This is a genomic window from uncultured Porphyromonas sp., assembly GCF_900541275.1.
In the GTDB taxonomy this organism is placed as follows: Bacteria; Bacteroidota; Bacteroidia; order Bacteroidales; family Porphyromonadaceae; genus Porphyromonas_A.
This window is the reverse complement of record NZ_UQJH01000004.1, coordinates 61441-75957: the sequence shown is the minus strand read 5'-3', so window position 1 is coordinate 75957 and position 14517 is coordinate 61441. Positions and strand designations below refer to the sequence as shown.

General features: G+C 60.8%; 10 protein-coding genes, 1 tRNA gene and 1 riboswitch. Of the genes, 10 read left to right on the top strand and 1 reads right to left on the bottom strand.

Translation table 11 applies throughout. The annotated features are described in order from the left end of the window. Positions 1–74: 74 nt before the first annotated feature. Positions 75–147: transfer RNA gene (locus QZR17_RS03835), tRNA-Thr, on the bottom strand. Positions 148–331: 184 nt separating this feature from the next. Beyond that, positions 332–550, top strand: a riboswitch (cobalamin riboswitch). Positions 551–599: 49 nt separating this feature from the next. Between QZR17_RS03835 and QZR17_RS03830 the strand changes: the two genes are divergently transcribed. The 10 genes from QZR17_RS03830 (at position 600) to QZR17_RS03785 (ending at position 14517) form a co-directional block, all read left to right on the top strand. Continuing rightward, positions 600–1556, top strand: a complete 957-nt coding sequence (locus QZR17_RS03830) for a sirohydrochlorin cobaltochelatase (RefSeq protein ID WP_297127819.1) — start codon at positions 600–602, stop codon at positions 1554–1556. Then, positions 1549–3921: a carboxypeptidase regulatory-like domain-containing protein gene (locus QZR17_RS03825; protein ID WP_297127817.1), complete on the top strand. Its 2373-nt coding sequence runs from the start codon at positions 1549–1551 to the stop codon at positions 3919–3921. The genes QZR17_RS03830 and QZR17_RS03825 overlap by 8 nt, the downstream gene beginning before the upstream one ends. Positions 3922–3931: 10 nt before the next feature. Next, entirely contained in the window at positions 3932–5227 is a 1296-nt protein-coding gene (locus tag QZR17_RS03820; RefSeq protein WP_297127815.1) for a hypothetical protein, read from the top strand. A gap of 14 nt (positions 5228–5241) precedes the next feature. Further along, complete coding sequence (locus QZR17_RS03815) at positions 5242–6540, top strand: hypothetical protein (protein ID WP_297127813.1); 1299 nt, start codon at positions 5242–5244, stop codon at positions 6538–6540. 9 nt (positions 6541–6549) lie between these two features. Then, complete coding sequence (locus tag QZR17_RS03810; RefSeq protein WP_297127811.1) at positions 6550–7992, top strand: PepSY domain-containing protein; 1443 nt, start codon at positions 6550–6552, stop codon at positions 7990–7992. Positions 7993–8275: 283 nt separating this feature from the next. Continuing rightward, positions 8276–9682, top strand: a complete 1407-nt coding sequence (gene cobJ, locus QZR17_RS03805) for a precorrin-3B C(17)-methyltransferase (RefSeq protein ID WP_297127809.1) — start codon at positions 8276–8278, stop codon at positions 9680–9682. Beyond that, positions 9679–10863, top strand: coding sequence for a precorrin-6y C5,15-methyltransferase (decarboxylating) subunit CbiE (gene cbiE, locus QZR17_RS03800; RefSeq protein WP_297127807.1), 1185 nt, complete (start codon positions 9679–9681; stop codon positions 10861–10863). Before cobJ ends, cbiE begins: the two co-directional genes overlap by 4 nt. Beyond that, positions 10860–12683: a precorrin-4 C(11)-methyltransferase gene (gene cobM, locus QZR17_RS03795; RefSeq protein ID WP_297127805.1), complete on the top strand. Its 1824-nt coding sequence runs from the start codon at positions 10860–10862 to the stop codon at positions 12681–12683. The genes cbiE and cobM overlap by 4 nt, the downstream gene beginning before the upstream one ends. Then, entirely contained in the window at positions 12680–13372 is a 693-nt protein-coding gene (locus QZR17_RS03790) for a precorrin-2 C(20)-methyltransferase (RefSeq protein ID WP_297127803.1), read from the top strand. Before cobM ends, QZR17_RS03790 begins: the two co-directional genes overlap by 4 nt. Continuing rightward, on the top strand, positions 13369–14517 hold the full coding sequence (locus QZR17_RS03785) for an ABC transporter substrate-binding protein (protein ID WP_297127801.1): 1149 nt from the start codon (positions 13369–13371) through the stop codon (positions 14515–14517). The genes QZR17_RS03790 and QZR17_RS03785 overlap by 4 nt, the downstream gene beginning before the upstream one ends.

Here is a 14517-nt window from a genome sequence, read left to right as displayed (position 1 = left end):
TACTACCCGCCACCTCCAAAAAGTGAGAGCGCCCACGGATAAAAATCATCCGCAGACGCTCTCGGGGGAGGGAGAGCCGAAAACGAGACTCGAACTCGTGACCTACGCATTACGAATGCGTCGCTCTACCAACTGAGCTATTTCGGCAAGGGACAGCCTCTTAGGGTGCTACCCGCCCCACCTCTCACTGGGGGTAAGGCTCCGCAAAGGTACGAAATTATCTCTCTCCGGCAATGTACCACTTCCACATCGCCATGCGAATTAGCCCGCCAGCGCGTGGGCGATGGAGGTGAGGTCTTAACATTAGTTGGCGAGGGGGATTTTTTAGTGTACCTTTGTCGTGAGCTATGGTGCGATGCGCTCTCAGCCTGAGGCGCGCATCCCATCACAAGAGGGAAGTCCGGTGCGAGTCCGGCACAGTGCCCGCTACTGTATTCCTCCATTAGGCTGCTTGCCATTCTTTATTACCACTGTCGACCGAGTCGATGGGAAGGTACGCAAGCAAGGCCGGAGGTGAGTCAGGAGACCTGCCATAGCTGTAAGATAATTTTTCGGATCCCGCTCGGGGGCAAGTGGGTCGGATGATTTTCATACACGTTATGAGTAAGACATACCGTCTTATCCTCTTTGGTGTACTCTGTATGCTATTCTCTAATGTAGTTGTTAGGGGTGAGGAGAAGATCTTTGTGGAGAGTCCGCTCTTTGACTCCCTCGGTGAGGGAGAGAGAGGGGCGATACTGATGGTTCACTTCGGCACCACACACGACGACACTCGTGTGCGGACGCTTGACGCACTCAATCACGCAGTGGGAGCGGCTTTCCCCGGCATAGAGCTGCGCGAGGCCTACTCCTCGCGGATCGTCTGCAAGCGGCTCCGTGACCGAGGGATCGAGAAGCTCTCGCCCATGGAGGCGATGGATAAGCTCCGGGCGGAGGGGGTGACCCATCTGCTGATCGTCCCGTCCCAGGTGATCTATGGGCTGGAGATGAAAGCCTTAGAGCAGGAGGTGGCGCAGCGGCGGGGCGACTTCCGAGAGATCCGACTGACGACGCCACTCCTCTTCTACGAGAAGGATTACCGAGAGCTGACAGACCGGGTGCTGGCACCACTGGCTAAGGATAGGGATACCGCTTACCTCTTAGTGGGGCACGGCACCTACGACAGCTCCACGGCGCAGTATGCGATGCTGGACCACTACCTGGTGGATCGCGGACTCTCGCAGATCATTGTCGGCTGCATCGAGGGCTACCCCTACTACGATCAGGCGCTCAGGCGTCTCCGTGCCACCGGCCTCCGGAGGGTCTGCCTCATGCCGCTGATGATGGTGGCGGGCGAGCATGCCAAGCACGACATCTCCGATGAGTGGGCCACCGCCCTGCGTGACGCGGGCTATGAGGTGACGGTGGATGCCCGAGGGCTGGGAGAGCTGCCCGAGGTGCAGGAGCTGGTGGTGGAGCGGGCGCGCTTCTTCGCTCATAACCGACGCCTCCTGATCGGGGAGAAGAAAAAGATCTACGAGAAAACCGGTGTGAAGCTGAGTGCTGAGGATGAGTAGACTAATGAGATGGGCGATCGGTCTCCTGCTGCTCCTCTGCTCCCTCGGTGCTGAGGCGACGGAGGTGCTTCGGGGACGTGTGACAGACACGGAGGGGAAGCCGATGCCGGGTGTCACCATCAGGGTACGGCCTATGCGGGAGAGCAAGGTCATCGTGGCGATGATGACCAATAAGGAGGGGAGGTACAGCTTTTCTCTTGCCCCCGGCGACTATCGGGTGACTGCCGGGCTGATGGGCTACAGGGAGGAGACGAGGTCGGTGTCCCTCCCGATGAAAGAGACGGTAGACTTTGTCCTCAGGGAGGATCCAAAGCTGCTCGGTGAGGTGGTGGTGCTCGCTCCCTCGCACGAGCGAGCCTTACAGCATCAGGCGCTCTCCGCCATGAGTCTCGACGTCAGCTCCGTGATCTCCTCCCTCAGCAGCCTCAGCGACTTGGTGGGGCAGTCCTCCGGGGTCAATGTCCGCGGTCAGGGAGGGCTGGGCTCAGGCGTGGAGCTGTCGATCAATGGTCTCGGTGGTCAGGCGGTCCGCTACTTCATCGACGGGGTCCCGCTCTCCTCCCGCGGGAGTGGTCTTAGCCTCGAGACGCTGCCGGCCAATATCGTTGACCGAATAGAGATCTACAAGGGCGTGGTCCCCCCGGAGTTGGGGATGGATGCGCTCGGGGGAGCGGTGAATATCATCACCAAGAAGAGCCGGGCGAGCTTCTTGGATGCCTCTCTGAGACTTGGCTCCTTCGGCACCATCGGTGCTGACCTCCACGGTCAGTATCGCCACGCAGCGAGCGGGCTAACCCTTCGCCCCACGCTGAGCTGTCTCTCCAGTCGGAATAACTATACGATGAAGGGGGTGTCGGTCTGGGACGAGGAGGCGTACGACTTCGTCCGGAGGGATCTCCCGCGCTTCCATGATGGGTACCGCACCCTCACCGCCGGGGTGCAGCTCGGAGTGACTCAGGTGCGGTGGGCCGACGAGGCACTCCTCGGGGTACAGTACACCGGGAGTGACAAAGAGATCCAGACCGGGTTTATGCAGACCCTCGTGATAGGCGAGGCGACCCGGCGACGGTCCGACCTGAGTCTCACCGGCAGGTATGCCAAGAAGGATCTGCTGACCCCGGGACTGTCGGCTCAGGTCGATGCCGCTGTCGCGAGAGATCACATGCTGCTCGCCGACACCACCTACAGGAAGTATGCCTGGGACGGCACCTTCGTAGAGACCAATTACAGTGAGGTGACCCGTCGGGGAAAGGCACTCCGTCACACGCTCCGTCCCGGTCTCTCGGCGCGGGTCAATCTCTCCTATGACCTGAGGAAATGGGGGAAACTCAACTTCAATTACCAGCTCTCTGCAGTCGAGAACCATCGGTACGACGACTACGACACCTCTTTTGACGAAACGAAGGACCGGATGGCACGGCACATCCTCGGCCTCTCCTACGGTGGCTACCTCCTCGATGGCAGGCTCCATGCGCTCACTTTCGTCAAGGACTACCTCTATACCGTCTCCATAGGTCAGTCCGACCTCGAGTGGCTCACCGGCTCGACCGACGTGCCCTCCCACTTTACGAAGAATAACATCGGCTATGGCCTCGGGCTGCGGTATGCCCCGCTGGAGGCGCTGTCGGTGAAGGGCTCCTTTGAGTACGCCACGCAGCTCCCGTCTGCCCGCGAGCTGATGGGCAATGGGATCACCATTTATCCCAATTTCAAGCTCCGCCCCGAGAGGGCCTACAATCTCAACCTTGTGCTCTATGGTCAGACCTCCCCGGCGCAGAGCCATTTCCTCAATTACGAGGCGACGCTCTTCTACCGCGATGTGCACGACTTCATCCACCGGGTGGTCCATAGCGATGTGGAGAGCCAGTATGAGAATATCGGCACCTCCCGGATCGTCGGTCTGGAGGGGGAGCTGAGGTACACCTATGACTCCCTCCTGGACATCACGCTCAATGGCACCTACACCGACGAACGGGACCGGACAAGGCAGGATCGCTACGGCAAGACCAATGCCACCTACGGCTACCGGATCCCCAATCGCCCCTGGCTCTACGGCAATCTGATCACCGGGCTGACCATGAGGGAGCCTTTTGGGATCAATATGAGCAAGATCCGGCTCAATCTCTCACTCGGGTACATCAAGTGGTTTTACCTCACCTGGGCCGCCTTTGGCTCCCGTGAGTCTAAGGCGATCATCCCCAGCCAGTACAATCTCTCCGGTGGGGTCACGTGGTCCTTCCGGCACAATAGATACTCCATCTCGTTGCAGGGCGACAACCTCCTGGATCGTCCGCTCTACGACAACTATATGCTGCAGAAGCCGGGACGCTCCGTCTACTGCAAGCTCCGTCTATTCCTCAATTAATCACGACATCATGAAGAAAAACTTCGCAACACTCCTTATCTCCTCACTCCTGACCCTCGGTCTCCTCTCCTCCTGCGGGGAGGATACGCCCAATCCCACGCCTACGCCTGTAGAGGCGGAGGGCTTCGACCTCTGGATACCGGTCAAGGGAGCCACCGGCAAGACTCAGAAGGAGTATGACCAGAATATCATCGTCCGTGCCAAGGATCTCACGAAGGGGACGATCTCCATCACCGGGAAAGGCGCCGATACGGGTGGCACGGCACTCACTCCGCACATCATCTATAGGGACGGCTACTACTACGGTGTCTCGAGGGAGGGCAACTTCGGGAAGTTTGAGGTCGGTGCCACGGTCCGGGCGATCAAGGAGTTTCCACTGCCGATGATCAAGGATCGGCAGTTCTCCCACGCCTGGCTCGATCGGAAGACGCTCGTGCTGGTCGGCTCCACCGGTAAGCAAAAGGAGGTCTCCTGGGCGAGGATCGATACGCAGGAGATGAAGCTCCTCGACTCCGGCACACTGGACCTGAAGGTTCCGGCTGTGGATGAGATCTTCTGTGCCAGTGGTCTCCTCGGCTATCGCCGGTCGGATAATACACTCATCTTCCCCCACATCTACATCTCCAAGAAGCGCAGTGACCGAGCAAAGATGCTCCGCGGAGAGATCTACGTCGCCTTCATCGACGCGGCGACGATGCAGGTAAAGTCGGTCGACACCGATAAGCGGGCGGACTGGCTTGGGTCTATGTCCTTTGGGGACAATAGGACCTGCAACACCTTTACCGACAAGGCGGGAAACTTCTACTTCGTGGCCGCCAAGATCCTCAAGGAGACGACGAGACCAAGTACCACAGCACAGCGGAGCCTTATCCTCCGCGTCAATAGCGGTGCTATGGAGACAGACAAGACCTACGACGCCTACGATCAGCCTCGGGGCAAGATCATCGACCTCACTCCGGTCAGCGACGATGAGGTGATGCTCTACGTCCAGGATCCCAAGCAGGCTACGCCCGACAATCCCATCTGGGACTCGGTAAAAAATAGGTACGTCTTCTTCTGGCAGATCCTGAACCTCCGCACCCACAAGGTGCGCCGCATCGAGGGCGTGCCCCTCTCTGTCGGCAACTTCAGCCACTTCGCCGCACCCTCGGCAGGCAAGGTCTACCTCGGTGCCAATGTGGCGAGCGGCAATAGCTGCATCTACATCTACGACCTCAAGAGTGGCAAGGTGTCCAAGGGCGCTGAGCTGGAGGCCGGCTTTGAGATCGAGCGTATAGTCCCGGTCTATCGTACATCCATTAAGTAACTCACAATATCATTATGAAACTCAAGAATATACTCCTTACCCTCATCGTCGCTCTCGCGACCCTCTCCCTCTCCTCCTGCGAGGAGTCGGGGAAGGATACTCCCAACCCCGCCGAGGAGACCGGATCAATCGACCTCTGGATCCCCCTCAATGATCTCAATGGCTCCATGAATGGCAAGGATGCTTACGTCATCCTGAAGGCGGACGACCTCTCCAAGGGGACCCTCAGCGTGGAGGGCAAGGGGGCCGACATCAGTGGCACATCCCTCACGTCCAATGTGGTCTACCGCAATGGCTACTATTACAGTGTCTCGAGAGCGGGCAACTTCGGGAAGTTCAGGATCACCGGCACCACGGTCGAGGTGATCAAGGAGTTTCCTACGAAGCAGGTGCAAGATCGTCGCTTTGCTCACGCCTGGATCAATGACAGCCACATCGTGCTGATGGGATCGGCCGGCGATAAGCGGGCGGTCAATTGGGTGCTCATCAATACCGACGAGATGCGGGTGGAGAAGGACGGACAGCTCGAGCTGGAAGCTCCGCTGGAGAATGAGCAATTCAACTCCAGTGGTCTCCTCGGCTACCGCAAGTCGGATAATACCCTCATCTACGTCTATGTCTACACGCCCATGAGCAAGAAGTCCAAGCTCCTCCGGGAGCGTCGCGGCGAGTACTATGTGGCATTCATCGATGCATCTACGATGAAGGTCAAGAAGGTCGAGAGCGACAGCCGTGCCGGCTTTATCGGCTCCACCGCCTATGGCGACACGCAGACACGCCACACCTTCACCGACGCAGAGGGCAACTTCTACTACATCGCCTGCGACATCCTGATGGAGGATGGCGTCAAGCCCGGCTCCTCATCCTCGACCCGTCAGGCAAGTAAGCTCTTCCGTGTCAAGAGTGGTGAGACTGCCATCGACAAGAGCTACGAGGGCTATGGTCAGGAGCGTGGTAAGATCGTGGATATGGCTCTGCTCAATGACAATGAGCTCCTCCTCTACGTCCAGGATCCGAAGCAGGCCACGCCCGACAATCCCACCTGGGACTCAAAGACAAACCCCTACGTCTTCTTCTATCAGGTGCTCAATTTCCGCACCCATACGGTGAAGCGTCTGACGGACATCCCGCTCTGCAGAGGATCCTTTGCTCAGGGAGCAGACGTGAGAGGCGGCAAGGCCTATATCGGTGCCAATGTGAATGCCGATCCCAGTGCCCGCTTCTACGTCTACGACATCAAGAGTGGTAAGGTGACGAAGGGAGCCGACCTCGCCTCCGGCTACGAGATCAGCCGGGTCATGTCGGTGAAGTAATCCCCCGCAATGAAGCACTGGAAGCAACTGCATCGGATCCTCGGGACGATCCTCGCGCCGCTCTTTGTCCTCTGGCTCATCTCCGGGTCGGTGATGATCTTTAGCAGCTATCCCCGGCTGGGGGATGCGGCTGACAGGGTCGCCGACACCATCCCGGAACTGCTGCCACCCTTAGACAGCGTGAGGAGTCGCCTGCCGGAGGGGGAGCGCTGTACGGCGCTCGCGCTTGGCACCACCTACGGTGTCCCCACCTTTACCATCGAGACCGACTCGGGGACGAGGCTGACGCTGAGAGCCGACAGTACGCTCGCCCCGGTGGATCCCAAGGCGATGCCCGAGGAGTGGTGCCGGAGCTATGCGGGTCGCTTCAGCAGCTACCCGGTAGCGCGTATCGACACGCTCCGGAGCATTGACACCTGGACCGCCTATGAGCGGTATAAGAAGGAGCTGCCGATCTACCGCTTCGTCTTCGATGACCCGGAGGGGACGTGGCTCTATCTCTCGGGAAAGAGTGGGAGGGCGCTCCAGTGCTGCACCAAGCGAGAGCGGATCGTCTCCTCGCTGGGGACCGTCCCCCATATGTTTTACTACCCCGGGCTGCGGAGCAATAGATCGCTCTGGGTCTGGGTCGTCAGCCTCCTCGGCGCACTGGGCGGGGTGATGTGCCTCAGCGGGCTGGTGGTGGGGATCCATATGCTGATCCGCCACTACAGGCGCCGGCACCGTCTCGGCAGTCCATACCGTGGGACCTTCCGCTGGCACCATATCGCCGGTTGCCTCTTCGGTCTCTCCCTGATGCTCTTCGCACTCAGTGGAGCCTCCTCGCTCATCGACCTGTCGGACTTCCCGACACCGAGGCACGACAAGGGCCTCGCCAAGCGGTCGCGGGCGGAGGATCCGGTCGACCTCTCCCTCTTCGCCACCGACTATCGTCAGCTCGCTGCACGGACCGGGGTCACGGGGATTGCCTGGCGTCAGTACGGCACCAAGCCCTACTACGAGGAGACCTATGGCGAGAGGAGTGAGACCCTCGACGGGAGTGACCCGAGCCTGGTGCCGCTATGGCTTACGGAGAGTGATCTGCGGAGCAAGCTGGAGCCGGTCTTTGGCAGTCCGATGAGGATCGAGCTGATCGATGAGTATGACAATTACTACGCCTACAATCGGGGAGACTACGAGCTGCCGATCTATCGGGTGAGCGTCGACGACGCAGATGGGAGTCGGCTGTATGTCAGCCCCACCGGTGGCTACTCGCGCTACTTCAGTCGCAACGACCGGCTGCAGAAGTGGCTCTACCCCTTCTGCCACAACCTGAGGTCAAAGTTCTTCTCCGAGCATGGGACGATCCGCCTCGTGGCGATGCTGACGCTCGTGCTGGGCGGGCTGGTGGTCTCCGTGACCGGTGTGGTGATGGGCAGGCGCTACCTGAGGCGGCTGACTCGACGAAAGTAAGGCCCTCATAATCTGTGACTTATGATAAGCTATATGACCGGTACCGGAGCTGCTGCTCGGCGAGCAGGTGGAGACGCCCTCAGACTAATACCGATATTAGATTTGTCTAATACCGATATTAGTCTTCTCTAATACCGGTATTAGACAAATCTAATATCGGTAAAAGAATTAGGGGTCCACTCCCTGCTGAGAGCCAGCCCTCCCGGGGCGGGTGGCAGATGGACCCGGATCACGAGTTCTGCCGATCGCGGTAGATACCTGAATGAATGAGATAGAAGATCGTATGAAGAGAGGAAAGATATATGTCGTCGGGATCGGTCCCGGCAGTCCGGAGCAGGTGACGCCTGCCGTGGAGCAGGTGCTTCGTCAGGCCGATGTGGTGGTGGGGTACAAGTACTACTTCCGCTTCGTTGAGCCGCTGCTCCACGAGGGGGCGGAGTGCATCGATACCGGCATGCGTCAGGAGCGTGAGCGGGGAGAGCTCGCCTTTGAGCGGGCGGAGGCGGGTGCCACCGTCTGCATGATCAGCTCCGGTGATGCAGGCATCTACGGGATGGCACCGCTGCTCTATGAGATGAGGGATGAGCGGGGGAGTGAGGTGGAGCTGGAGACCCTCCCGGGGATCTCCTCCTTCCAGATGGCGGCGGCACTCCTTGGTGCCCCGATCGGTCACGACTTCTGCTCCGTCTCCCTCTCTGACCTGATGACCCCCTGGGCGGTGATCGAGCGGAGGATCGTGGCAGCAGCGGAGGGCGACTTCGTCACCGCCGTCTTCAATCCCCGCAGCCGGCAGAGGTACTGGCAGCTGACCCGCCTCGTGGAGCTCTTTCTCCTACACCGCAGGGGGGATACCCCTGTCGGCATCGTCTATCAGGCCGGCCGACCGGAGCAGAGGGTGCAGATCACGACACTGGATCACCTGGACGAGGCGGAGGTGGATATGCTGACGATGATCCTGATCGGCAATAGTCAGAGCTACATCTCCGGTGACCATATCGTCACGCCGAGAGGGTACTACCGCGAGGAGGAGCGAGAGGGCTCTGTCGGTGCCATGATCATGAGCGAGAGCTTCCACACCATCCTCCCGCTCCTCAAGCACGCTGACCGATACGATACCGGACACCTCTGGGCGCTGCTCCATGCCGTCCACACGACGGCAGACTTTGAGATGGAGGAGCTGCTCCATACTGATCACGAGGCTGTGCGGCGGATCTATGAGCGGATAAGCTCCGGCGAGGTCGACACCATCGTGACCGACGTGACGATGGTGGTCTCCGGGATAAGGAAAAAGGCCCTCGAGCGGTATGGTCTGGAGGCCAAGTGCTACCTCCACGACCCTCGCATCGCTGAGATGACGGCGGGCGGTAAGCTCACCCGCACGCAGGCGGGGATCCGTCTGGCGGTGAAGGATCATCCCCGGGCGCTCTTCGCCTTTGGCAACGCCCCCACGGCGCTGATGGAGCTCGCCGACCTGATCCATCAGGGGAAGGCTGAGCCGGCAGGCATCATCGCCGCACCGGTGGGCTTTGTTCACGTCTGTGAGTCGAAGCATATGATCAAGCCCTTCCGGGAGATCCCCAAGCTGATCATCGAGGGGCGCAAGGGCGGGAGCAACCTCGCCGCCACGCTCTGCAATGCGATCCTGAGCTATGACGATGCGGCGGCGATACGCCCCGGCAGAGACGTATGAAGATCTTCCTCATCGGTATCAGTGACAGTCGGAAGCAGACACTCTCGGAGGAGGTGCGGGAGGTGATCCGCTCGCACCGGCACTTCTCCGGCGGGCGACGGCACCACGAGATCATGCGCCCCTTCCTCCCGGCGGAGCACGACTGGATCGACATCATCCCTCCGATAGATGATCAGATCCGCAGCTACGGGAGGTATGAGGATATGGTGGTGGTGGCCTCCTGTGACCCGATATTCAATGGCATCGGTCAGCGGATCATGGAGCTGCACCCTGGGGCGGAGATCACTCTCTTCCCCCACTTTCACTCGCTCCAGATGCTGGCTCATGCAGCGCTGCTTCCCTATCAGGATATGCATGTGGTCTCGCTGACCGGTCGCCCCTGGAGGGCACTTGACGAGGCCCTGATCTGCGGGGAGCGGATGATCGGCATCCTGACCGACCTGAGGCACCACACGCCTCGCACGATAGCGGAGCGGATGATCGCCTATGGCTATGACAATTACGTCGCTTACGTCGGCGAGCATCTCGGCAATCGGGAGGAGCAGAGGGTGACGCGGCTGTCGCTCGAGGAGATGAGGGAGAGGGACTTCGGCTACCCCAATAACCTGATCCTCCTCCGCATGAGGTCTTTGGAGCGTCCCTTTGGGATCCCCGATGAGGCCTTTGTCCCGCTGGAGGGACGCCCCCGGATGATCACCAAGTCACCGATACGGCTGCAGAGCCTGTCGCTCCTCGGGCTGCATCAGGCCCAGACGCTCTGGGATGTGGGCTCCTGCACCGGCTCAGTCTCGATAGAGGCTAAGCTGCAGTTTCCCCACCTCTCTGTGGTCGCCTTTGAGGTCCGTCCGGAGGGCGGAGCACTCCTGGAGACCAATGCCCGGAGGCTCCATGCCCCGGGGATCGACTTCGTCCCGGGAGACTTCCTGGAGGCTGACCTCTCGGCCCTCCCGACCCCGGATGCGGTCTTCATCGGGGGTCACGGTGGACGGCTCCCGGAGATGATCCGGCGGATCTATCCGCTGCTGCCGGCCGGCGGGCGGATCGTCTTCAATTCTGTCAGTGACGAGAGCCGACAGCTCTTCCTCACCAGCCTTGCCGATGTCGGCACCGGACTGTCGGAGGAGACGCTGATGGCTGTCGACCACTTCAATCCCATCCATGTGATGCAAGCAACGAAATGAAAGAGAAGAATGTAGCCATACTCACCATCTCCCGCGAGGGGAGAGAGATTGCCCTGCTGCTCAGGGACGAGCTCCCGGGTGTCACTCTCTATAGTACAGTGGAGGCGGAGGGTTTCCACACTATGGCGTCCCTGCGGGAGGGGTGCCGGGAGCTGATCGGGGAGTACTCCGCTCTGATCTTCTGCTCCGCCCTCGGGATCTGTGTCCGGACCGTGGGCGATCTCCTGCAGGATAAGCACATCGACCCCGCCATCCTCTGCATCGACACGACGGGTCACTACGTGATCCCCGTCGCCTCGGGGCACGTCGGCGGAGCCAACGACCTCGCCCGTCGCATCGCCCATATCCTCGGTGGTGAGGCTGTCGTCACGACGCAGAGCGACCGGCGGGGACTGTGGGCTCTCGATACGCTGGGCGAGGAGCAGGGCTGGCGGACAGAGCTCCTCGGCACGACGATGAATCACGCCATCGCCCTCTTCGTGGAGCGTCACCGGGTGGCACTTCTCATAGAGACACGCTCGGCGGGGACGGCACTCCTTGAGCGGACGAGGCCGGAGTGGGTCACTCTTTTCCATAAGGCAGAGGAGATCCGACCCCGGGACTTTGACCTCCTGATCACCGTGGGGTGCCGGTACCACGAGGAGCTCGATCTGCCACAGCTCTGCTACCGTCCCTCCCTCCTTCATCTCGGGGTCGGCTGTCGGCGCATGGCCGACCCGACCGGGGTGACCGACCACATCCTCTCGGAGGTGAGGGCAGGGGGCTTCTCCCCTCTCTCCATAGCGGATCTCTCCAGTATAGAGCTGAAGCGTGGCGAACCGATCCTCGAGGCGCTGGCAGAGCGTCTGGGGGTGCCGGTCCGCTACTACGACAGCGAGACGCTCGATGGGGTGAGCGTGCCGCATCCCTCTGAGCGGGTCGGTGAGGCGACCGGCTCTGCCAGCGTCTCCGAGGCGGCTGCCCTCACCTCCACGGGAGGGGGTGAGCTGGTGATCGAGAAGCAGAAGGGGAAGCTGAGCGAGGGGAGTGACTTTACCTTTGCCCTCGCCATAGAGCGCAAGGGAGTGATGAGAGGGCACATCGAATTTGTCGGCGCAGGACCCGGAGACCCGGACTTGATCTCTGTGCGAGGGAGACACTTCCTTGAGACGGCAGACCTGATCCTCTACGCCGGGAGCCTCGTCCCGGTGGCTCTGACGGAGTGTGCCAAGGAGGAAGCGGTCGTCCGTAGCTCGGCGGGGATGGCACTCGGGGAGCAGATAGCCCTGATGAAGAGCTTCTACGACCGGGGGGCGCTCGTCGTGCGACTCCACACCGGTGACCCCTGCATCTATGGCGCCATCGAGGAGCAGATGGCGATCCTCGACGAGGAGGGCATGGCGTACCACATCACACCGGGGATCTCCTCCTTCCAGGCGGCTGCGGCAGAGCTGCAGAGTGAATTTACCATCCCGGAGCGGGTGCAGACCATTATCCTGACCCGAGGCAGCGGGCGCACGCCGGTGCCGGAGCGGGAGCAGCTCTCCCGGCTCGCCGCCTCACAGAGCACGATGTGCATCTACCTCAGTGCCTCGATCGCTGAGGAGGTGGAGAGGGAGCTGCTCACCCACTACCCGCCGACCACCCCTGTTGCGGTCTGCTATAAGCTGACCCACCCCGAGCAGCGGATCTACCGCGGGGAGCTCAGTGATCTCGCACGGATCGTCCGCGAGCAGGGGCTCAAGCTCACCACCATGATCGTCGTCGGTGAGGCGATAGGCAATCGTGAGGGGCTGTCTCGCCTGTACCACAAGGACTTCAAGCATCTCTTTCGCCCATGACACCCATCATGATCGTCTCCCTCGGCAGCGGGGAGCCGGAGGATATCACCCTCCGCGCATACTGGGCTCTGCAGGATGTGGAGCGCATCTACGCTATAGGTGAGGCAGCAGTAGAGATCATCCGGGCGCTTCCCTCAGGAGCGGTGCTGGAGAAGAAGGTGACCATACTCTCCGTCCCGATGCAGAGCGACCGGAGAGCAGCCGCCTCGGCATACGAGGCACTTGCCGGTCAGCTCGAGGCGGACTGTCTCGCCGACATCTCCACCGCTCTCGTCACCATCGGTGACGCAGGGACTTACTCCAGTGCGGGCTATGTCTGCCGGCTCCTTAGGGAGAGGGATATGCCCCACTTCATCCTCCCCGGCATCCCTTACTACATGACGCTGCCGGCGTGTCTCAGCAGACCGCTGGTCCTGGGGGAGCAGTCGCTCCTCGTGCTCAGTCGGGTCGAGAGTGCGGAGCAGCTCCGGGAGGCGATCGACAGGGGGCAGGTGGTCGTTGTGATGAAGCTCTCCCGCTCGGAGGAGGTGGTACGGGACTTCCTCCGGACCGATCCTCCGGTCTCCATCCTCTATGGTGAGTACATCGGCGACGAGGATCGGGAGCTGGTCACCGACAGCCTGAGGTCCCTCCCCGAGACCCCTTTCCCCTACTTCTCCCTCCTTATCATTAAGCCAAGCACGAGATGAAAATAAAGACCTATGTATATGGTGCTCTCGCCCTACTCCTCCTTCTCCTCTCCTCCTGTGGGGGAAAGGAGAAGGAGGGCGGGGAGGAGACGATGATCGCCGGTGACTCGCTCATCTGCTATGCCGAGGGGCTGAGGATCAGTCGTAGTGAGGGGGTGACGCTGGTCGACATCTCCGACCCGACGAAGCCGGAGAGCGAAGTCTATCGCTATGCCTTAGTCCCCCGAGGGACCGATGCCGGCGGGGAGATCCCCGAGGGCTACACGCCGATAGAGGTGCCGGTGAGGCGGGTGATCGTGATGACGACGCTGCAGCTCTCCAATTTCATCAAGCTCGATGCCGTCGACCGGGTCGTCGGTATGCCGAGCACCCACTTTCTCTTCAATCAGAAGATGCTCGACCGCCTGGCGGAGGGCAAGGCGCGACGGATCGGGATAGAGGGAAACTTTGACTCCGAGCTGATCATGGCACTGGAGCCGGACCTGATCCTCGTCTCCCCCTTCAAGCGCGGAGGGTATGATGCTCTCAAGGAGCTCGACATCCCGCTCCTCACCTTCCTCGGGTACAAGGAGACTTCCCCGCTCGGTCAGGCGGAGTGGATCAAGCTCACCGCCCTCCTCCTCGGGAAGGAGGAGCAGGCGGAACAGACCTTTGACCAGATAGAGCAGCGCTATCACCAGCTCCAGAGTCTCATCACGCCCGACCTGCCCCGCCCGAAGATCCTCAGTGGTGAGCTACACGGGGGCAACTGGTATGTCGTCGGCGGGGAGAGCTACCTCGCGCACCTCTTCCGCGATGCCGGTGGGGACTATTTCCTGAGGGACAATAAGGAGTCCGGGGGCTTTTACCTCGACTTTGAGACCGTCTACAGCCAGGCGGCGGATGCGGACTTCTGGCGGATCACCAATAACTACAAGGGCGACTACTCCTACAATGTGCTCGCGCGCACAGACGCCCGGTACAGAGACTTCCGGGCGTACAAGGAGCGGAAAGTGCTCTACTGCAATCTCTCGGAGCGCCCCTTCTACGAAGGCTCACCGGTGGAGCCGGAGGTGGTCCTTGCCGACCTGATCCACGCCTTCCACCCCGAGCTGCTCCCCGACCATACACCCGTCTACTACGACCTCCTAACGAGGGAGAAGTGA